Below are 19,644 nucleotides of genomic sequence, written 5' to 3' on the forward strand. Positions count from 1 at the left end.
TGCCGAGAACCGCCAAAAACCGTCCTCATAGGTCGGGATCACTGCAGGTTGGTATAAGAGGCGCGTTACCCCGCGACCGGCAATCGCACCTGCCCAGCCTCATCCCGCTCCAATGGCCCATAGGCTACCGCCGCGCTCAACGGCAGATCGGCGTAAACGTGCGGAAACAGAGCCCCCCCACGTGAAGGCTCCCACTTCACAGCGCCACCCAGCGCGACCAGATCGACCGCCACTACGTGAAGATCGTCTTGCCCTACAAAGTGCTTGTCCACCGTCTCGGTAAGCTGCGCTTCGGTCGAAAGGTGGATGTAGCCATCCGCCAGATCGACCGGCGCGCCTTGAAACACGCCTTCAGCCTCAAGCTGGGCCATCTGAGGACCAGTCAGCACCTTGTAGGCAAGAAGCGGACGTTCCGTCATTCCGGCGCGCTTTCACCATTGGCATCGCCATCGGCGTCGGGCGTTGCAATCTCGGCCTCGTCGGCGCCTTCTTCTTCGGCCAGACGCACAGCGCTGACCACATGCTCATCACCCGAAACGTTGAACAAGCGGACACCTGCAGAACCACGACCAATCACTCGCAGCGAGCCAAGCGGCAGGCGGATGAGCTTGGCTTGATCGGTTACCAGCATCAGCTGATCGGCCTGCACTGCAGGGAAGCTTGCCACTACAGGTCCGTTGCGGCCGATATTGTCAATGTTGGTGATGCCTTGGCCGCCGCGTCCTGTCCGGCGATACTCATAGGCTGATGACAGCTTGCCATAGCCATTGGCGCATACCGTCAGAATGAACTGCTCGCGCGCCTGCAACTCCGCATAGCGTTCTGCCGAAAGCGCCGGTTCGCCTTCCTTTTCGCCCTTCCACGGCGCAAAGCGAACGTAATCCTCGCGCTCGTCGGGCGATGTGCCCACGCGATGAAGGATCGATAGCGAGATTACCTCGTCGTCACCCTTGAGCGTCATACCGCGCACGCCGGTGGAGGTTCGGCTCGTGAATTCGCGCACTTCATCGCCCGCAAAGCGGATGGCCTTGCCCGAACGGGTCGCCAAAAGCACGTCATCGCTCGGCTCCAGCAACGCAACGCCGATCAGTCGATCGTCGCTATCCTCGTCGAACTTCATCGCGAACTTCCCGTTCGACGGGATGTTGGCGAAAGCGTCCATCGAGTTGCGACGCACATTGCCCTTTGCCGTAGCGAAGACCACCGACAGTTTGCCCCACTCTGCCTCGTCTTCCGGCAGCGGCAGCACGGTTGCAATCGTCTCGTCCTTGTCGAGCGCGGGCAGCATGTTGATGACCGGGCGGCCGCGCGTGGTCGGCCCGCCTTCGGGCAGGCGCCATACCTTGAGGCGATAGACCTTGCCCGCGGTCGAGAAGAACAGCACCGGCGTGTGCGTGCTGGTGACGAACATCGTCCCAACCGCATCCTCGTCCTTGGTCGCCATGCCGCTCCGGCCCTTGCCGCCACGGTTCTGCGCGCGGAAAGTGGAAAGCGGGGTCCGCTTGATATAACCGTCAAGCGTGATCGTGACGACCATGTCCTCGCGCTCGATCAGGTCTTCGTCCTCGATACCATCGGCGGGCGCCGTGATTTCGGACTTGCGCGGCGTGGCAAAGGCCTGCCGCACTTCGAGCAGTTCCTGCCGCATGACACCATACAGCTTCACGCGATCGGCAAGGATCGAAAGGTATTCGGCAATAGCCTTCGAAAGGCCTTCAAGTTCATCGCCGATTTCGTCGCGTCCCAGCGCCGTCAAACGGTGCAGGCGCAGATCAAGAATGGCGCGGACCTGAATTTCCGACAGGCGATAGGTTGCCGCGTCGGCAACACCGGCGTCCTCGATCGCTTCGACGAGCTTGATATAGGGCGCAATCTCACCCATCGGCCATTCGCGCGCCAGCAGCGTTTCGCGCGCCGTGGCTGGATTGGGCGAACTGCGGATGATCCGCACCACCTCATCAAGGTTGGTAACCGCGATGACGAGGCCAAGCAGGATATGCGCCCGGTCGCGCGCCTTGTTCAGTTCGAACTTGGTGCGGCGTGTGATAACCTCTTCGCGGAAGCGCACGAAGGCTTCGATGATATCCTTGAGGTTGAGCACCTCAGGGCGGCCGCCGCGAATCGCCAGCATATTGGCGGGGAAGCTCGATTGCGCAGGGGTATTGCGCCACACCTGATTGAGCACGACTTCCGGCGTCGCATCGCGCTTTAGGTCGATGACCACGCGCACGCCCTCGCGGTTCGATTCGTCACGGATGTCCGAGATACCCTCGATCCGCTTGTCCTTGGCCGCTTCGGCAATCTTCTCGACCAGGCCCGACTTGCCAACCTGATAGGGAATCGACGTCAGCACGATCGAGCGACGGTCTCCGCGCCCTTCCTCGATCTGATGGCGCGCGCGCATGATGATGGAGCCACGGCCTTCATGATAGGCTTTGCGCGCGCCTGCAGTGCCCAGGATGAGCGGGGCTGTGGGGAAGTCCGGCCCCGGGATGATCTGGATCAGTTCGTCGATCGTGATCAGCGGATTGTCCATATAGGCAAGACAGCCGTCGATCACTTCGCCCAGATTGTGGGGCGGAATGTTCGTGGCCATGCCCACCGCGATGCCGCCTGCGCCGTTGACCAGCAGGTTGGGAAAGCGTGCGGGCAGGACTTGCGGTTCGTGCTCCGAACCGTCGTAGTTCGGGGTGAAATCGACAGTATCCTTGTCGATATCCGCGAGCAGCGAATCTGCGACCTTTGCCAGACGGGCTTCGGTATACCGCATCGATGCGGGCGGATCGGGGTCCATCGAACCGAAGTTGCCCTGGCCGTCGATCAACGGCAGCCGCATCGACCAGTCCTGCGTCATGCGCGCCAGCGCGTCATAGATCGCGGCGTCGCCGTGCGGGTGATACTTGCCCATCGCATCCCCGACGATGCGCGCCGATTTGCGGTAGGCCTTGGTCGAGACGAAGCCGTTTTCGTGGCTGGTCCAAAGAATGCGGCGATGAACCGGCTTCAACCCGTCGCGCACGTCAGGCAGCGCGCGACTGACGATCACGCTCATCGCGTAATCGAGGTAGCTGGTCTTCATCTCGTCAACGATGTCGATCCGCTGGAACTCGCCTTCAGGGGCGGGGGGGTCGATGATCGTGGTGTCGTCGCTCACGTGGACTGCTTTTCGTTATGATGACAAAGGACGGAAAAATGGCCCTAGACCCATTGCCCGTCGATAGCCAGCAATGCGGCCCGGATCGGCCCGGATCACCCCCGGTTTTCCACATTTGCGAGCGCGTGCGACCAGTTGCCTGAATATTCGGACGAGGCGTCATTCAATCGCCGTTCACGGCAACAAGGATAGCGCACAAACCGTTGCCAAGGGGCTATTTCCGCGCCACTAGCGGATACGACCAGAGGTGAGAGGACCGAAGGTGCATCGGTGCCGGGCATGGTTGCCCTGCAACGCATCCGGTCGAACAGGAGACGAGTTCTATGCGTGCTACTTTCAAGCGTGTTTCTGGCGGCATGATCGGCAAGACGGCGCTGGCCCTTGCCCTGTCCACCGGCGCGCTGACGGTCGGTGCGACCGCCGCGTTCGCCAAGGAAAAAGAACCGAAGGTCGAAAAGGCCAGCTATTCGAAGGAGTTCGTTGGCGCTGCCGGTCCGATCCAGAAGACAATGAACGCGCTCGACGAAGCCAAGAAGAAGGGTGCTGATGCCGCTGCGCAGAAGGCGCTCGTCGCCAATGCCCCGGCTGAACTCGCCGCTGCCGAAGCAGCGATCAAGACTCCGCTCGATCGCATGGCAGCCGGTGGTTGGGCTGTCAGCCTCGGTGGCATCCTCAACGATCTGGCCATGCGCCAGCGCGGTATTCAGAACATGCTCGACAGCGGTCAGGTGCCCGCGGCGAATGTGACCGAGTACCAGTTCTACCTCGGTAACTTCGCTTATTCGAACAAGGATTTCCCGACGGCGGTGAAGGCGCTGACCGCCGTTGTGGCCGCCAATTACAAGGACGATACCGCCGCTGAACTGCTGGCTGATTCGTACTCGCAGCAGGGCCAGAACGCCGAAGCGCTTGCCGGACTCAAGGCAGCCGTGGATGCGCGCAAGGCGGCAGGCGGAGCCGTGCCGGAAGGCTGGTTCAAGCGCGCGAACCTTATCGCCTACAAGAGCAAGCTTGGGCCGCAGGCGATCGAATGGTCGACGATGATGGTCGAAAACGATCCGACGCCTATCAACTGGCTTGGTGCAGGTCAGCTCGTGCGCGAATTTGGGCAGTTCACCAACCAGGAATCGCTGGACCTTGGTCGTCTGCTGCTGCGTTCGGGTGGTTTCCAGAACGATCCCAAGTATGTCGAGCGTGAATACATCGAATATATCGAAGCGGCTGACCCGCGTCGTCTTCCGGGTGAAGTCCTGAAGGTCACGGAAATGGGTGTGAAGAGCGGCGTGCTGAAGGCCAACGATCCGTTTGTTTCGGATGCGCTTTCGCAGTCGAAGGGCCGTATCGCAGCTGACAAGGCCTCGCTCCCCGCGCTCGATAAGGATGCCCGTGCGGGCAAGGACGGCAAGAGCGCACTGGCAATGGCCGACGCATACCTCTCGTATGACGAACCGGCCAAGGCCGAAGAAATGTACAAGATGGCCATTGAAAAGGGTGCGATCGACAAGGATCGTGCGCTGACCCGTCTGGGCATCGCGCAGGTCGATCAGGACAAGTTCGAGGAAGCCAAGGCCAGCTTTGCGCAGGTCACCGGTGCACGCGCACCGCTGGCACGCCTCTGGGCAACTTTTGCGACCACTCAGGCACGTCCCTGAACGACTTCTGCGCAAGCAGGCATAAAAAAGGGCGGTCCCGATGGGCCGCCCTTTTTCGTTGCGTTGGAAGGCTGAACCGGCAACCTTCTGAAATCAGGCAGCCGGTGCGAAATCCCCGCTTGTTTCGTCCAGAACATGCAGAACGCCGTCCGAAATCGCAAAGAATGCGCCGCGCAAGCGAAGTTCGCCCTGTGCTTCCTTCCGGCTGACGAACGGAAAAGTGCGCAGATTGGCAACGCTCTGGCGAACGCCTGCCAGTTCCATCGCCTGTTCGGCGTCACGCCCCTCTGTCCCATGCTTGGCGACGACTTCTTCGCGCACATCGTCAAGCAGTGAAATCCAGTCCGTCACGAAGCCACCGTCGCCGGGCGCAGTGCCCTTCAGGCTATGCGTAAGCGCGGCCTTGCAGCCGCCGCACATGCCGTGGCCCATGACCACGACTTCCTTTACCTTAAGAACCTGCACCGCAAATTCGAGTGCTGCTGAAACACCGTGATGGCCCGGCGTCGTCTCGAACGGGGGGACCATCGCGGCGACATTGCGCACCACGAAAATTTCGCCGGGATCGACATCGAATATCTGTGCAGGATCAACCCGGCTGTCGGAACAGGCGATGACCATGACTTGCGGTTCCTGCCCATCGCGAAGCTGGCGCCAGCGCTCCAGTCGGCGGTTCCAGCCGGTTTCCCGGAAGCGGCGGTATCCTGAAAGCAGGTGATCGAACTCGGGTGTGGTCTGGGTCATGGTCCACGCTAATGGCCGCAACGATTGGGTCTTTCAAGTGCCGCCCGAACGGCCTATCTGGACCCAATGAACGACCCGGCCCAAAATCTTCCGAACACCCGTCCTGAACGCCAGCGCAAGCCCGACTGGATTCGCGTAAAAGCTCCTACAAGCAAGGGCTATGGCGAAACACGCGCCCTGATGCGCGAACTTGGGCTGAACACTGTGTGCGAAGAGGCGGCGTGCCCGAATATCGGTGAATGCTGGACCAAGAAGCACGCAACGGTGATGATTCTGGGCGAGGTCTGCACCAGGGCCTGCGCGTTTTGCAACGTAAAGACCGGAATGCCGCGCGCGGTGGACCCGATGGAGCCGATCAATGTCGCCACAGCAGCGGCCAAGATGGGCCTTGAACACATCGTCATCACATCGGTGGATCGCGATGACCTGCCCGATGGCGGCGCTGGCCATTTCGTCAAGGTGATCAACGCGCTGCGTGAGATGACGCCAAAGACCACGATCGAAATTCTGACGCCTGATTTCCGCAACAAGATGGAAGCTGCCGTCGAAGCCATCGTCGATGCGGGGCCGGATGTTTACAACCACAATCTCGAAACAGTGCCCCGGCTCTACCCGACGATCCGCCCCGGCGCGCGTTACTACGCTTCGTTGCGCCTGCTGGAACAGGTGAAGCGCCACGATCCTCGGATCTTCACCAAGTCCGGCGTGATGCTCGGTCTTGGCGAGGAGCGCCTCGAAGTGCATCAGGTAATGGACGACATGCGTTCAGCGCAGATCGATTTCCTCACGATGGGCCAATATCTGCAACCCACGCCAAAGCACGCCAAGGTGATCGAGTTCGTCACGCCCAAGGCGTTCGAGGCTTATGGAGCGATCGCCCGTGCCAAGGGCTTCCTGCAAGTCGCGGCCAGCCCGCTCACGCGGTCCAGCTATCACGCCGGGGATGATTTCCGTGCGATGCGCGCCACGCGTGACGCGCAGCTTGCGAAAGCTGCCCAGAAAGCTGCAGCGCAGGGCTGAATCCTTGCCGAAGATCGTTGAAACCCGGTCGATGCAATGGTCGGCAGACCAGATGTTCGATCTGGTCGCCGATGTGCGGCGCTATGCCGAATTTCTGCCCTGGGTGGTGGGCACCCGCGTCAGGTCTGATAGCGAAACCGAGATGATCGCGGATATGCTGGTGGGGTTCAGCGCGTTGCGCGAGAAATTCACCTCGCGCGTTCATAAGGTGCGGCCCAGCCACATCAGAGTGGAATATATCGACGGCCCGCTCAAACGGCTCGAAAACGATTGGACATTCACACCCAACGCCGACGGCGGCTGCACCATCGGTTTCTGTGTGGATTTCACCTTCCGCAATGCCATCTTTGAAAAGCTGGCGGGGCAGTATCTCGATGCGGCGTTCCGCAAGATGGTCGCCGCATTCGAGAAACGGGCCGAGCAGCTCTACGGCAGCAGCAGTTCCAGCGCGGTCAGCGTCGCCTGAAGGCGCACTTCTGCGCGTGTCGTGGCAGTGTCGAAGACTTTCAATTCGGCGTTGGTGGCCTCAGGGTCCTCACCACGCTTTGCGCAGGCAAAGACCACGGTGCCCACCGGCTTTTGCTCGCTGCCGCCGTCAGGCCCGGCCACTCCGGTAATCGCCACAGCCACATCGGCATTGGATTTCTTTAGCGCGCCCTGTGCCATCGACCAGGCAACAGCGATGGATACCGCGCCGAAGGTGTCGATCAGATCCTCCGAAACGTTCAGCAGTTCCTGCTTCGCCTCGTTGGAATAGGTAACGAAACCGCGATCCAATACAGCCGAACTGCCGGGAACCTCGGTCAAGGCCGCAGCGACCAGACCGCCGGTGCAGCTTTCGGCCACGGCAAGTTTGCGGCCAAGTGCCGCGTTTTCGGCAACGACCCGGCGCGCAAGCTCACCGATTATCGGGGGGAGAACACTGTCCATCCGATCAGGCCGCTGTCTTGCAGATGGGAAATGCCGATGTCTTGCCGGGCTTCGGCTTGCTCGACAGAACCAGAATGAAGCTCACCAGTTCAGCGGTGTTTTCGGGCGGAAGCGGTGACAGCAGGCGCACGCCGCGTTCGATGGCGGTGCACTGATCGGGCTTGATTTCGCTGCCGACCATTTCGCTGACCAATCCTTCGACGAAAGGCTGCACGGCCTCGTCTGGCAAGTTGGCGATCGTGTCGGTCATCTTGCTGTCCTTGCTCGACCCAAGCTTGACGAACGCAGATTTGGCCATCGGCCAGTTCACCGCTTTGCGCGTTGCATAGCGATCAAGGAATTCGCTGCCGCGCGTGGCGAAATAGCCATTGCTGGAAAGGTGCGGCCTGCAGCTTTTCATCGTGCCATCAATCACCGATGGCAGGGCGAATCCAACAAGCGCTGTGACCTCGGCTTCGCTCAGGCATGGGGCGGGCGTGGCAGCCTGCGCCAGCTGTGCCTGAAACAGCGCCAGACCGGCGCTGGCAGCCAGTGCAAATCGTGAAATCTTCATCTGCGTCAAGCTCCTGCAAGCGTCGGCGGGAGTGGTCCTGTGGAATGGACCGTTGCCACCGCCTGTGCCGCAATTCCTTCACCGCGCCCTGTCATTCCAAGGCGTTCCGTTGTCGTCGCCTTGACAGAGACAAGGCCCGTGTCAATCCCGAGAATGCGGGCAAGTGCTTCGCGCATTGCCTGCTTGTGTGGTCCGATCTTCGGTGCCTCGCAGATTATCGTGACATCCACGTTGCCAATCGCGAAGCCAGCCTTGCGCACGAGGCTTGCCGCATGGGCGAGGAACCGGTCTGACGATGCGCCTTTCCACTGTGGATCTGATGGTGGGAAGTGATCACCGATATCGCCCGCTGCGATTGCACCGAGCAGGGCATCAACGAGCGCATGAATGGCCACATCGGCGTCGGAGTGCCCGGACAGACCCTTGTCATGCGGTATTCTGACCCCGCACAGCCAAAGTTCCTCACCTGAAACAAGGCGATGAACGTCAAAGCCCATTCCTGTGCGAATCTGGCTGTTCACGTCCTGCTCCTCGAGATCTGCGGCAAAGGTCACCTTGCGCAGCGCTTCATCGCCTTCAACCAGCAGGACCTGATGTCCCGCTGCCACTGCAACTTGCGCATCATCCCCTGCGTCGGGTTCGCCTTGCCAAGCGCGATGCGCGGCAAGAATGGAGCCAAAAGCAAAGCCTTGCGGTGTCTGCACGCGATAAAGCTCCTCGCGCGGCACGCTGTGAAGCATCGCGCCCGTACCGCCGCGCACCACGCTGTCGACCACTGGCAGCGCCGGTATCGCTGCCAAGCCGCAATCAAGCGCCTTAACCAGTCGATCAATCACCTCATGCCCAAGCACCGGCCTCGCCGCGTCGTGGATCAGCACTTTTGTCGGGGCAGATTCTACCAGAAGCTCCAATGCAACGCGCACCGATTCCTGCCGGGTTGCCCCGCCAGTTACGAACCGCACATTCGCAAGCCCCGTCAGGGCATCTGCTGCGACATCGTGCCAGCCATCGGGAATCGCGACCACCACTGGCGCGACCCCGCTGTTCAACAGTGCTTCAACCGAATGCCGCACCAGTGGCTTGCCGCGCCAGATTACGAACTGCTTTGGCACCGCGCCGCCCGTCCGCAACCCTTTGCCTGCTGCCACGACAACGGCGGCAACCGAAGCAGACGGAGTGTCGTCAGTGAGAGGTGGGAGAGCGACCATTCGCCGCGCCTCTACCAGCGCTTGCCCACCCGGAGCAACAGCCTTGCCGTTTCATCTGCAATCGACTAAGCGCTGCCTGTTTTTTAGGCAGTTATTGATCCATGACCGACGCGCCCGTTCCACCGCAGCTCAAACCCATTCAGGTCGGCCCTGTCACGGTCGATTGCCCGGTTGTGCTCGCTCCCATGACAGGCGTTTCCGACCTGCCGTTCCGCACGATCGTGCGCCGCTTCGGATCAGGCCTCAACGTGACCGAGATGATTGCCAGCCCCGCTGCGATCCGTGAAACGCGCCAGTCGATCCAGAAAGCGGCATGGCACCCCATCGAAGAGCCGGTGTCGATGCAACTGGTCGGCTGCGAGCCGGCCCAGATGGCCGAAGCCGCCAAGCTGTCCGAAGACAAGGGCGCCGCGATCATCGACATCAACATGGGCTGCCCCGTGCGCAAGGTCGTCAACGGTGATGCCGGTTCGGCCCTGATGCGCGATATCCCCTTGGCCACGCGATTGATTGAGGCCACGGTCAAGGCTGTTAACGTGCCCGTCACCGTCAAGATGCGTATGGGCTGGTGTCATGACAGTCTCAACGCTCCCGAACTTGCGCGCATTGCCGAAGACCTCGGCGCGAAGATGATCACCGTCCACGGGCGGACACGCAACCAGCTTTACAAAGGCAACGCCGACTGGGCCTTTGTCCGCAAGGTGAAGCAGGCGGTTTCCATCCCCGTCATCGTCAACGGCGACATCTGCACCATCGAGGACGTAGCCACTGCCGTGGAGCAAAGCGGCGCTGATGGCGTGATGATCGGGCGCGGCTCCTATGGCCGTCCCTGGCTGCTGGGGCAGATAATGCACTGGTTGAACACAGGGCAGCGTCTGGCAGACCCGACCCTGCCGGAACAGTATGCCCTGATCATTGAACACTACCACGCCATGCAGGAGCACTATGGCGCGGTGACTGGTGTCAACATGGCGCGCAAGCATTTGGGCTGGTACACCAAGGGGCTGCACGGTTCGGCGGACTTCCGCAACAAGGTCAACTTCATCGATGACCCGAAGGCGGTTATCGCCAGCCTTGCAGATTTCTATGGTCGCGCAATAGAGCATCAACTGGCGGCTGAGGACGCCGCAGGGCAACGCGCTGCGGCATGATTGCGCTTCCCGACTGGCGCCGTTCCGAACCGGGGCAGAAGCCCGATCCGAAGCGCGTCGTCGCAAGCCTTCCGCTCGCTCTGTTGCAACTCGATCCCGAACTGATTGTGGCCACGGTCAATCCCGCCGCTGAGCAGCTCATGGGCCAAAGCTACCGTCGTCTGGTCGGCAAATCGGTGGCCGAATTGTTCGATTTTGAAGAGCCGCTGATTCTCGGCCGTCTTGCCGATGGCGAAGCGCAGCTTTTTGCACGCGGCGTCCGCGTGCGGATCATGGGACAGGCCCCGCGCCGGTTTGACGTGATGACCAGCCCGGTAACCCATTGCCCCGGTTGGCAATTGCTCATGCTTCACGAAGGCGTTGGCGTGGAAGCACTGACCGGTGACGGCAGCGGCGCAGGCGGCGGGGAAGGGGTGGCCCTGCGCGCGCCCGAAGTCCTCGCGCACGAGATCAAGAACCCGCTTGCCGGCATCCGTGGAGCAGCCCAGCTTCTCGATCGCAAGCTTTCGGAACGCGATCGCGCGATGACCGGCCTGATCACGGCCGAGGTCGATCGCATCGCCAAGCTGATCGACCAGATGCAGTCGCTTTCGCGCCGCAGCGCCGAACCCGCGCAACAGTGCAACCTGCATGAGGCGGTGCGCCGCGCGCAGGCCGTTCTGACCGCTGCTCATCCGAAGTCGACCGTCATCGAGGAGGAGTTTGACCCTTCGCTCCCACCGATCATGGCCAATCCGGATTCGCTCGTGCAGGTCTTGCTCAACCTGCTCAGCAATGCGCGCGAGGCCTGCCAGCACGAAGGGTCGCCAAAAATATCGGTCCGCACCCGCTTTGCCAGTGGCATCCAGCTTCATGCCGGTCCCGGTGGCAAACCGCTGCGCCTGCCGATCGAATTGCGCGTCAGCGACAACGGGCCCGGTATCGACCCCAAGCTGCGCGACCATATTTTCGAGCCGTTCGTCACGGGCAAGAAGAACGGGCAGGGTCTGGGTCTCGCGCTCGTGCAGAAGCTTGTGCGGGAAATGAACGGTCGCATTACGCACGATCGGGATGAGGCCAAAGGGATCACCAACTTCCGCATCCATCTTCCCGTCGCCGGATCAGTTCAGCCATGACCAAGCGCATTCTTCTTGTTGAAGACGACGCATCGATTGCCCTCGTCATCACGGCCGCGCTTGAGGCTGAAGGCTTTGACGTGGACCGCTGCGATTCCATCGCCGGGCGCGACCGTTTTCTGGCCGGGGCCGATTATCGCCTGCTCCTGACCGATGTCATGCTCACCGATGGCGACGGCATTGAAACGCTCGGCCCGGTGCGCCAAGCGCATCCCGCGCTGCCGATTATCATCCTCTCGGCACAGAACACGCTCGATACGGCGGTCCGTGCCAGCGATACCGGTGCCTTCGAATACTTCCCCAAACCGTTCGACCTTGAAGAGCTTGTCCGCACCGTCACGCAGGCCATTGGCAAGGCTGAAACTGCAGCGCCCGATCTGGCGCAGGATGTGCCGCAGGGATTGCCGCTGGTAGGCCGCAGCGCCGCGATGCAGGCGGTCTACCGCATGATCACGCGCGTGTTGCGCAACGACCTGACGGTGCTGATTCTTGGCGAATCCGGCACCGGCAAGGAACTTGTCGCAGAAGCGATCCACCAGCTTGGCAATCGCCGTTCCGGCCCGTTCATCGCGGTCAACACCGCAGCCATCCCTGCAGAACTGATCGAGAGCGAACTCTTCGGGCACGAGAAGGGCGCATTTACCGGTGCTGTCGCCCGCTCCATCGGCAAGTTTGAACAGGCCAGCGGCGGCACCCTGTTTTTGGACGAAATCGGTGACATGCCCATGCAGGCGCAAACACGGTTGTTACGCGCGTTGCAATCGGGCCGCATCCGCCGCGTCGGCGGTCGGGACGAGATCACGCTGGATTGCCGCATCGTCGCAGCGACCAACCGCGATCTTCTGCCGATGATCGCCGCGGGCACGTTCCGCGAAGACCTGTATTACCGCCTTGCCGTGGTGCCCATAGAACTGCCGCCCTTGCGTGAACGCGCCGACGATATCGATGCGCTATCCCGCCACTTCCTCGCTCGCGCTGCCGCCGAAGGGCTTCCTCGCCGCCAGTTGACGGCTGCAGGCTCTGACCTTCTGTCTCGCCAGCCGTGGCGCGGTAACGTGCGCGAATTGCGCAATTTCATCTACCGTCTCGCACTGCTTGCACGCGATGAGGTGGTCGATGCCGCCACAATCGAACCGCTGCTTACGCATACCGAAAACGGGGGGGCGCTGCCGTCCAGCGGCGAAATGGCGGGTGGTGAACCATCGCCTGGCCCGGCAAGTCTCGCGAACTCTGTCGATCTGTGGCTTTCCATTAACGCCCCAACTCCCGGCACTGTTTATGACGCAGCGCTGGCCGCTTTCGAGCGCCCGCTGTTTCTCAACATTCTGGCCCAGACGGGCGGCAACCAGTTGCGCGCTGCCCAAATCCTCGGGATCAACCGCAACACCTTGCGCAAGCGGCTCGTCGATCTCGCGATCACGCCGGAAGAGATGCCCCGGCGCGATTGATGCTTTGCAGTTGATCCCGCTTGGTCGGGCGTTGGTCGGTTTCCTCTTGCATTGATGCAACAGTGGTGTTGTAGCAGTGCAACGATGCAACAGGCTGGCAATGCTTCCATCCGCCGAATGCCGCGCTGGTACCGCCGCGCGCTTCTAAGCTTGCGTCGGGCAAACGTCTTCTTCCTGCTTGAAGTTGCCGCTACAGCCATTCTCGCCCTGATGCTGTCTGTCAGTTGGCTCACCGTCACCGGCACAAGCTCGAACGAGCAGATCCTGCCGTCGCGGCTCACGTCCAGCTTACTGATCGGAACGCTGGTTCCGGCGATGGCGCTGCTCGTCCTTGGCGGGCGGCGTCTTGCCATCCGCCGCGCGAACAAGAGCGTTCTGGGATCGAGCGGTCGGCTGCACGTCAGGCTCGTCTGGTTGTTCTCGCTGATCGCTGCCATTCCGACTCTGTTGGTCGTAGTCTTTGCCTCGCTGCTGTTCCAGTCCGGCGTGGAGTTCTGGTTCTCCGATAGTTCGCGCGGAATGCTGGAAAACGCGAACCAGCTCGCGCGCGGTTACTATGAAGACAAGCTGCGCGACGTCGGCAACGAAACCATCGCAATGGCCGGAGACATTCGCGACTATCTTGATCAGGCTCCGATCACGTCGACCGAATTTGCCGAAGGCTATTCTTATCAGGTTCTCGGTCGAAAGATGAATGAATCGGCCATTCTTGAACGGATGCCCGATGGTTCGCTGCGTACCGCCGCCATCGTCGATCCTGACAAGACCGAACGGCAGCAACGCGTGACCGGACAGGATCTGAAACGCCTTGATTCCGGCGAGATGGTCGTCGTCAACGCTTCGGCCGAACGCATCGAGGCGATCACTCCGGTAGACAAGCAACGCGGCATCTACCTCTACGCCGCACGCACGTCGAACGCGCTGGCGTTGGAACAATGGGAGCGGGCGCAGACCGTTCTCAAATCCTACGACATGCTCACCTCACGGGCGCGTGCGCTGCAACTGCGGTTCAACATCCTGCTTTTCGCTGTCAGCCTTGCGCTTGTTGCTGTGGCGGTATGGGCAGCGTTGCGTTTTGCGGATCGTCAGGTTGCGCCACTGGCGGAACTCGTGTCTGCGGCACGGACCATTGGCAGCGGCAACTTCGCGATGCGCGTGGCGCAAAACAGTGGCACCGATGAAGTGGGCCTGCTTGCCCGCGCGTTCAACCGGATGACGCAGCAGCTCGAAGGACAAACCCAGGCGCTGGTCACGGCCAACGCCCAGCTGGAAGTCCGCCGCGCTTTCATCGAAGCCGTGCTGGAATCGATCACCGCGGGCATCCTGTCCATCGGGCGCGATGGCGCGGTCCAACTGATCAATTCCTCGGCACAGCGAGTTCTGGTTCCTGCCGATGCGCCTAGCCCGATCGGTCGTCCCTTGGCAGACCTGTCGCCGGTATTTGCTCAACTCGTGGCGTCGGGTCAGCCCAACAATGTGATCCAGCACCCGCTCGATGGTGATCTGCGCACACTGGCCGTCCGCGTGGCGGAGGACAGCAACGGCCACGTCATCACTTTCGAGGACATCACCCGCCAGTTGCTCGATCAGCGCCGCGCCGCGTGGTCAGACGTTGCGCGCCGCATCGCGCATGAAATCAAGAACCCGCTCACGCCGATCCAGCTTGCCACCGAACGCCTGAAGCGCCGTTATGGCCGCCAGATCGAGAACGACCCTGAACTGTTTGAGGAACTGACCAGCACGATCATTCGGCAGGTGGGTGACTTGCGCAAGATGGTGGACGAGTTCTCCTCGTTCGCACGTCTGCCCAAGCCAGTGTTCCGAGCCGAGGATGCCAGCGATCTGGTTCGCCAGTCACTGTTCCTGCAGGAAGTCGCTCACGCAAGGATCGATTTCAGCTTTGCTTGCGATGAACCTTCGATGCCGCTCCAGTGCGATCGTCACCAGTTCGGGCAGGTGATGACCAATGTCGTCAAGAACGCCGTCGAAGCGATCGAGGCGCGGGCCAAGGCGGAAGATGTCGATTATCGCGGCCGAATTGCGGTAACGCTTGCAGGCGATCACCAGACCGTCACGGTCAGCGTTACCGATAACGGCATCGGCCTTCCCGCCGAACGCGATCGCATTCTCGAACCCTATATGACCACACGCGAAAAGGGTACCGGCCTCGGTCTCGCCATCGTCCACAAGATCGTGGAAGAGCATGGCGGCGAGATGGCCTTTACCCCCGAACCGGGCGGCGGCACCCGCGTCACCATGCGGTTCGCGCGCGATCCGCTTACCAACTCCCCCGTACACGCCGAACAGGACTGACAGGACTCCATCATGGCACTCGACATCCTCATCGTGGACGACGAACGCGATATCCGCGAACTCGTGGCCGGCGTCCTTTCCGACGAAGGCTATGGCTGTCGCCTTGCAGCAGACAGCACGACCGCACTCGCCGCTATAGACGAGCGGCGCCCAAGCCTCGTCCTGCTCGATGTGTGGCTGCACGGCAGCCCGATGGATGGGCTCGAAGTGTTGGACGAGATCAAGAAGCGTGAGCCGGAATTGCCGGTCATCATCTTCTCGGGTCATGGCAACATCGATACCGCCGTCTCCGCGATCAGCCGTGGCGCAATGGACTTTCTCGAAAAGCCGTTCGAGGCTGAGCGCCTGCTTCTGCTGGTGGAACGCGCGACCGAAACAGAGCGTCTTCGCCGCGAAAACCAGCGCCTGCGTCAGGGCTTCGCTATGGCGGAGGAGTTCACCGGCAACAGTTCGGCGATCAATCAGGTCCGCGCCACGCTCAAACGGGTGGCCAACACCGGCAGCCGCCTGCTCATCACTGGCCCGGCCGGATCGGGCAAGGAAGTCGCTGCTCGCCTGCTGCACTCGTGGAGTCCTCGCGCGCAGAATGCCTTCATCACGGTCAACTCCGCCCGCATCACGCCCGAACGCTTCGAACAGGAACTGTTTGGCGAGGAAGTGGACGGTAAACTGGTGCGGGCAGGGCTGCTGGAGATGGCAGACGGCGGCACGCTGTTTCTGGATGAAGTGTCGGATATGCCTGCGTCGAGTCAGGCCCGCATCCTGCGCGTGCTGACCGAGCAATCGTTTGCCCGCGTCGGTGGGCACCGCCAGTTGCGCGTGGATGTGCGTGTCGTTTCCTCGTCCTCCCGTCCTCTCGAAAAGGAAATCGCCGAGCGTCGTTTCCGCGAAGACCTCTATTACCGCCTCAACGTGGTCCCCGTCGCGATCCCTTCGTTGATGGAACGCCGCGACGATATTCCCGCGCTGGTCGATCACTTTTTCACGCGGTACGCCAACGAACAGGGCGTGATGCCACCGGCTGTCTCGCCCGAAGCAATGGCCGCGATGCAGAGCTACGATTGGCCGGGCAATGTCCGCCAGTTGCGTAACGTCGTCGAACGCACGGTAATCCTTGCTCCGCGCGATCGTCTGGCGCGCATTGATTCCGACATGCTTCCGTCAGAAATCGTCGCCACCCCGATGGGCGGCGATACGGGTGGCTCCACGCTGATGGGTGTCCCCTTGCGCGAAGCGCGCGAGAACTTCGAACGCGAATACCTCAAGGTCCAGATCCGCCGGTTTTCGGGCAACATTTCCAAGACCGCCAGCTTCATCGGCATGGAGCGTTCAGCTCTCCACCGCAAGCTCAAGCTCCTTGGCATGGCCGAACGGCGGGATGACGAGGATGACGACTGACCTTGATTTTCCGCCCATGAATACGCATTAATGCGAAACCCTGTGCAATTTCCCGTGTTTACGGGAAGGGCGCAGGGACATAAACTCGTCAATGAACCCGGCCAGAATGCAACTTGCACGAAGGCCAGATCGCGAAGGTCCGTTATCGGGCCAAGCCAATAGAAAATGGAGTCACGTGAATGACCGGCAAAACGCTTTCCGCCCGCCCTCGGCCCAAAGCCGAACCTGCTCCCGTCGCGGAAGCTGCTGCTCCCGTTACCGGTCCCAGCGGCGGAAAGGGGCAGAACCTTCAGGATCTGTTCCTCAATCACCTGCGCAAGAACAAGATCCCCGTAACGATGTTCCTCGTGAAGGGTGTCAAACTGCAGGGCATCGTCACGTGGTTCGACAATTTCTCGATCCTGCTGCGCCGCGATGGTCAGTCGCAACTGGTCTACAAGCACGCGATCTCCACCATCATGCCGGGCCAGCAGCTCTCGGTTGCCCACTTCCAGACCGGCGGTGAGGAAAACGGCAAGAAGGCGCGCCTGCTTCAGGAAGTGTTCCTGTCGAGCGTGCGTGATGCTGCCGTTCAGGTCACGATGTTCCTGGTCAACGGCGTCATGCTGCAGGGCCGCGTCGCTTCCTATGATCTCTTCTGCATGTTGCTTGAGCGTGAAGGCTACGTCCAACTCGCTTACAAACATGCCGTTTCGACAATTCAGCCTGCCGGCCACGTTGATCTTACCGGCGACTGGGATGGTGAGGATTCCTGAGTACTTTTGAATTTGGCAATAACACCGGCGATATAGCCGGTGAAGTCACCCGTGGCGCGCGCGCCGTTGTCGTCCTCCCCGATATCAAACAGCGGGGAGGGGGGCTTGGCGCAGACGCTGAATCCCGCCTTGAAGAAGGGCAGGGGCTGGCTCGCGCCATCGGTATCGAGGTGGTCGATGCGTTCATCCTGCCGATCCGCGCGGTGCGTCCAGCCACCTTGTTCGGCGAAGGCCAGGTCGATCGTATTGCCGTGGCCTGCAACCAGTCGGATGCCGAACTCGTCATCGTCGATGGCGCGCTATCGGCAATCCAGCAGCGCAATCTTGAAGACAAGCTCAAGCGCAAGGTTATTGACCGCACCAGCCTGATTCTCGAAATCTTCGGAGAGCGTGCGGCCACCGCTGAAGGTCGCCTTCAGGTCGAACTGGCACACCTTGATTATCAGGCCGGGCGCCTTGTTCGGTCATGGACGCACCTTGAACGCCAGCGCGGCGGCTTCGGCTTCCTCGGCGGCCCCGGCGAAACCCAGATCGAAGCAGACCGTCGTCTCATCCGCGGACGCATGGCCCGGCTGCGCAAGGAACTGGAACAGGTCCGTCGCACCCGCGGCCTGCACCGCGAACGTCGCCAGCGCGCGCCGTGGCCGGTCATCGCGCTCGTCGGCTATACCAACGCCGGGAAATCAACGCTTTTCAACCGCTTGACCGGGGCAGACGTGATGGCCGAAGACCTGCTCTTCGCTACGCTCGATCCCACCATGCGCGCGATCCGGTTGCCGGGCGTGGAAAAGGCCATTCTGTCCGATACGGTAGGATTCATCTCGGACCTGCCGACCCAACTCGTCGCCGCATTCCGGGCAACGCTTGAGGAAGTGACCGCCGCCGATGTGATCGTCCATGTCCGCGATGTCGCAAATCCAGCGAGCGCGGATCAAAAGGCGGAAGTCGAGCAGATTCTTGCCGATCTCGGCGTCAACGGAGAAGGGGGGCCAACCATTCCCGTGATCGAGGCGTGGAACAAGTGGGACTTGCTGACGCCTGAAGACCAGGCAATGCGGCACGATCTGATTGCGGCAAAAGTGGCCGACGTTCCCGTTGTGCCCGTTTCTGCGCTGACCGGTGATGGCGTTGCGGCTCTCCTGGACCAACTCGGTCAGATGCTGACCGGGACTGCGAAGACGCTTGAAATCACCGTGCCCCTGTCAGACGGGCAGCGCTTGGCATGGCTTCACGCGCACGGCGATATTATCGAAGAAAACCAGATTGATGGGGAGGGGATTGAACCCGCCATGCGAATTAGGGTCCGCCTCACCCCGCGCGAACTGGGACGCTTCACCGCTCTGACTGCTTGACCGCCTGCCAAAGCGCTTCCTGTTCATCGAGCGAGAGCGCGGCAAATTTACCCGAAGCGAGCGCTTCCATCCCACGGAAGCGCCGTTCGAATTTCGCATTGGCCGTGCGCAACGCTTCCTCAGGTGCCACGCCATACTTGCGCACAACATTCACAGTAGCGAAGAGCAGATCACCTGCTTCATCTTTGCGTTCAATGTCTGAAGATGCTTCCCGAAGTTCCTGAATCTCCTCATAAACTTTCTCGATTGCATCTTCTACATCAGGCCAGTCGAAGCCATCGCGTCCAGCGCGCTTCTGCAACTTTTCGGCACGCATGAGCGCCGGAAGCGCCAGTGCGACACCATCCATCGCGCTTTCCGCCCCCTTGGATGCGCGTTCTGCGGCTTTGGCCGTTTCCCAGCGATCATCGCGCGATTGCCCTTCGTCAACCTCGTCACCGAATACGTGAGGGTGCCGGGCTTCCATCTTGGCCGAAATCGCCGCCGCCACATCGTCGAATGCAAACAGTCCCAATTCCTCGGCCATGCGCGCGTGAAAAACGACCTGCAGCAGCAAGTCGCCAAGCTCTTCCTTCAGCGCCACCATATCGTCGCGAACAATCGCATCCTCGACTTCGTATGCTTCCTCGATCGTATAGGGCACGATCGTTGCAAAGGTCTGCGCACAATCCCATTCGCATCCTCGCACGGGATCACGCAGGCGCGCCATGATGTCGATCAGGCGGGAAAGATTGGGCATAGTCGCAGAGGGCATGATCGAAATCCGTTTTGCCGGGAAAGGCGGCCCCCTTCCGGTGGTGAGTTCCATTTGAAGTGCGTCATCCGTCGAGCGTTACCATTTCATCCGGGGT

Annotated in this window: 17 protein-coding genes; 10 read left to right on the forward strand and 7 right to left on the reverse strand. The window is 61.2% G+C overall.

Features of this window, described 5'->3' with window-relative positions; all coding sequences use genetic code 11:
- Window positions 1-65 precede the first annotated feature (65 nt).
- Window positions 66-419: a DUF952 domain-containing protein gene (locus tag ACOVQ0_RS15015; protein WP_421886097.1), complete on the reverse strand. Its 354-nt coding sequence runs from the start codon at window positions 417-419 to the stop codon at window positions 66-68.
- Window positions 416-3,154: a DNA gyrase subunit A gene (gene gyrA / locus ACOVQ0_RS15020; RefSeq protein WP_421886099.1), complete on the reverse strand. Its 2,739-nt coding sequence runs from the start codon at window positions 3,152-3,154 to the stop codon at window positions 416-418. The genes ACOVQ0_RS15015 and gyrA overlap by 4 nt, the downstream gene beginning before the upstream one ends.
- A gap of 323 nt (window positions 3,155-3,477) precedes the next feature.
- On the opposite strand from gyrA, the gene ACOVQ0_RS15025 reads away from it, so the two are divergent.
- Window positions 3,478-4,806 carry a tetratricopeptide repeat protein gene (locus tag ACOVQ0_RS15025; protein ID WP_421886102.1) on the forward strand — a complete coding sequence of 443 codons (1,329 nt, stop codon included), beginning with the start codon at window positions 3,478-3,480 and terminating at the stop codon, window positions 4,804-4,806.
- A 93-nt stretch (window positions 4,807-4,899) separates the two neighbouring features.
- Here ACOVQ0_RS15025 and ACOVQ0_RS15030 read toward each other — a convergent pair whose 3' ends face one another.
- On the reverse strand, window positions 4,900-5,550 hold the full coding sequence (locus tag ACOVQ0_RS15030; RefSeq protein WP_421886105.1) for a carbonic anhydrase: 651 nt from the start codon (window positions 5,548-5,550) through the stop codon (window positions 4,900-4,902).
- A 66-nt stretch (window positions 5,551-5,616) separates the two neighbouring features.
- Here ACOVQ0_RS15030 and lipA point away from each other — a divergent pair, with 66 nt between their 5' ends.
- Window positions 5,617-6,570 carry a lipoyl synthase gene (gene lipA, locus ACOVQ0_RS15035; RefSeq protein ID WP_421886107.1) on the forward strand — a complete coding sequence of 318 codons (954 nt, stop codon included), beginning with the start codon at window positions 5,617-5,619 and terminating at the stop codon, window positions 6,568-6,570.
- 4 nt (window positions 6,571-6,574) lie between these two features.
- Window positions 6,575-7,036: a type II toxin-antitoxin system RatA family toxin gene (locus ACOVQ0_RS15040; RefSeq protein ID WP_421886109.1), complete on the forward strand. Its 462-nt coding sequence runs from the start codon at window positions 6,575-6,577 to the stop codon at window positions 7,034-7,036.
- Here ACOVQ0_RS15040 and ACOVQ0_RS15045 read toward each other — a convergent pair.
- From ACOVQ0_RS15045 to ACOVQ0_RS15055, 3 genes are read right to left on the reverse strand one after another with little or no spacing between them, the layout of a single operon-like run.
- Window positions 6,997-7,500: a CinA family protein gene (locus ACOVQ0_RS15045; protein ID WP_421886112.1), complete on the reverse strand. Its 504-nt coding sequence runs from the start codon at window positions 7,498-7,500 to the stop codon at window positions 6,997-6,999. The genes ACOVQ0_RS15040 and ACOVQ0_RS15045 overlap by 40 nt on opposite strands.
- Window positions 7,501-7,504: 4 nt before the next feature.
- Window positions 7,505-8,053, reverse strand: coding sequence for a hypothetical protein (locus tag ACOVQ0_RS15050; RefSeq protein WP_421886115.1), 549 nt, complete (start codon window positions 8,051-8,053; stop codon window positions 7,505-7,507).
- 5 nt (window positions 8,054-8,058) lie between these two features.
- Window positions 8,059-9,261, reverse strand: coding sequence for a bifunctional 2-C-methyl-D-erythritol 4-phosphate cytidylyltransferase/2-C-methyl-D-erythritol 2,4-cyclodiphosphate synthase (locus tag ACOVQ0_RS15055; protein WP_421886118.1), 1,203 nt, complete (start codon window positions 9,259-9,261; stop codon window positions 8,059-8,061).
- A 101-nt stretch (window positions 9,262-9,362) separates the two neighbouring features.
- Between ACOVQ0_RS15055 and dusB the strand changes: the two genes are divergently transcribed.
- The 7 genes from dusB to hflX all read left to right on the forward strand — a co-directional run bounded on the left by dusB (window position 9,363) and on the right by hflX (window position 18,793).
- On the forward strand, window positions 9,363-10,412 hold the full coding sequence (gene dusB, locus ACOVQ0_RS15060) for a tRNA dihydrouridine synthase DusB (RefSeq protein WP_421886121.1): 1,050 nt from the start codon (window positions 9,363-9,365) through the stop codon (window positions 10,410-10,412).
- The gene (locus ACOVQ0_RS15065) at window positions 10,409-11,527 is read left to right on the forward strand and encodes a two-component system sensor histidine kinase NtrB (protein ID WP_421886124.1); all 1,119 of its coding nucleotides are present in this window, start codon (window positions 10,409-10,411) and stop codon (window positions 11,525-11,527) included. The genes dusB and ACOVQ0_RS15065 overlap by 4 nt, the downstream gene beginning before the upstream one ends.
- Window positions 11,524-12,975 carry a sigma-54-dependent transcriptional regulator gene (locus tag ACOVQ0_RS15070; protein WP_421886127.1) on the forward strand — a complete coding sequence of 484 codons (1,452 nt, stop codon included), beginning with the start codon at window positions 11,524-11,526 and terminating at the stop codon, window positions 12,973-12,975. The genes ACOVQ0_RS15065 and ACOVQ0_RS15070 overlap by 4 nt, the downstream gene beginning before the upstream one ends.
- An 84-nt stretch (window positions 12,976-13,059) precedes the next feature.
- Entirely contained in the window at window positions 13,060-15,288 is a 2,229-nt protein-coding gene (locus ACOVQ0_RS15075) for a sensor histidine kinase (RefSeq protein ID WP_421886130.1), read from the forward strand.
- A 12-nt stretch (window positions 15,289-15,300) separates the two neighbouring features.
- A complete protein-coding gene (locus tag ACOVQ0_RS15080; protein WP_421886133.1) occupies window positions 15,301-16,686 on the forward strand; it encodes a sigma-54-dependent transcriptional regulator in 1,386 nt (461 codons plus the stop codon).
- A gap of 179 nt (window positions 16,687-16,865) precedes the next feature.
- Entirely contained in the window at window positions 16,866-17,441 is a 576-nt protein-coding gene (hfq, locus tag ACOVQ0_RS15085) for an RNA chaperone Hfq (RefSeq protein ID WP_421886136.1), read from the forward strand.
- Window positions 17,438-18,793 carry a GTPase HflX gene (hflX, locus tag ACOVQ0_RS15090; protein ID WP_421886143.1) on the forward strand — a complete coding sequence of 452 codons (1,356 nt, stop codon included), beginning with the start codon at window positions 17,438-17,440 and terminating at the stop codon, window positions 18,791-18,793. Before hfq ends, hflX begins: the two co-directional genes overlap by 4 nt.
- On the opposite strand, the gene mazG is transcribed toward hflX, so the two are convergent.
- Window positions 18,774-19,547, reverse strand: coding sequence for a nucleoside triphosphate pyrophosphohydrolase (mazG, locus tag ACOVQ0_RS15095; RefSeq protein WP_421886139.1), 774 nt, complete (start codon window positions 19,545-19,547; stop codon window positions 18,774-18,776). The genes hflX and mazG overlap by 20 nt on opposite strands.
- Window positions 19,548-19,644 lie beyond the last annotated feature (97 nt).

Source organism: Novosphingobium sp., from assembly GCF_049240505.1.
In the GTDB taxonomy this organism is placed as follows: domain Bacteria; phylum Pseudomonadota; class Alphaproteobacteria; order Sphingomonadales; family Sphingomonadaceae; genus Novosphingobium.

Coding starts and splice junctions, on each gene's coding strand:
- ACOVQ0_RS15015 (WP_421886097.1), bottom strand. CDS start 419: ATGACGGAACGTCCGCTTCTTGCCTACAAGGTGCTGACTGGTCCTCAG.
- ACOVQ0_RS15025 (WP_421886102.1), top strand. CDS start 3,478: ATGCGTGCTACTTTCAAGCGTGTTTCTGGCGGCATGATCGGCAAGACG.
- ACOVQ0_RS15030 (WP_421886105.1), bottom strand. CDS start 5,550: ATGACCCAGACCACACCCGAGTTCGATCACCTGCTTTCAGGATACCGC.
- lipA (WP_421886107.1), top strand. CDS start 5,617: ATGAACGACCCGGCCCAAAATCTTCCGAACACCCGTCCTGAACGCCAG.
- ACOVQ0_RS15045 (WP_421886112.1), bottom strand. CDS start 7,500: ATGGACAGTGTTCTCCCCCCGATAATCGGTGAGCTTGCGCGCCGGGTC.
- ACOVQ0_RS15050 (WP_421886115.1), bottom strand. CDS start 8,053: ATGAAGATTTCACGATTTGCACTGGCTGCCAGCGCCGGTCTGGCGCTG.
- ACOVQ0_RS15055 (WP_421886118.1), bottom strand. CDS start 9,261: ATGGTCGCTCTCCCACCTCTCACTGACGACACTCCGTCTGCTTCGGTT.
- dusB (WP_421886121.1), top strand. CDS start 9,363: ATGACCGACGCGCCCGTTCCACCGCAGCTCAAACCCATTCAGGTCGGC.
- ACOVQ0_RS15065 (WP_421886124.1), top strand. CDS start 10,409: ATGATTGCGCTTCCCGACTGGCGCCGTTCCGAACCGGGGCAGAAGCCC.
- ACOVQ0_RS15070 (WP_421886127.1), top strand. CDS start 11,524: ATGACCAAGCGCATTCTTCTTGTTGAAGACGACGCATCGATTGCCCTC.
- ACOVQ0_RS15075 (WP_421886130.1), top strand. CDS start 13,060: ATGCAACAGGCTGGCAATGCTTCCATCCGCCGAATGCCGCGCTGGTAC.
- ACOVQ0_RS15080 (WP_421886133.1), top strand. CDS start 15,301: ATGGCACTCGACATCCTCATCGTGGACGACGAACGCGATATCCGCGAA.
- hfq (WP_421886136.1), top strand. CDS start 16,866: ATGACCGGCAAAACGCTTTCCGCCCGCCCTCGGCCCAAAGCCGAACCT.
- mazG (WP_421886139.1), bottom strand. CDS start 19,547: ATGCCCTCTGCGACTATGCCCAATCTTTCCCGCCTGATCGACATCATG.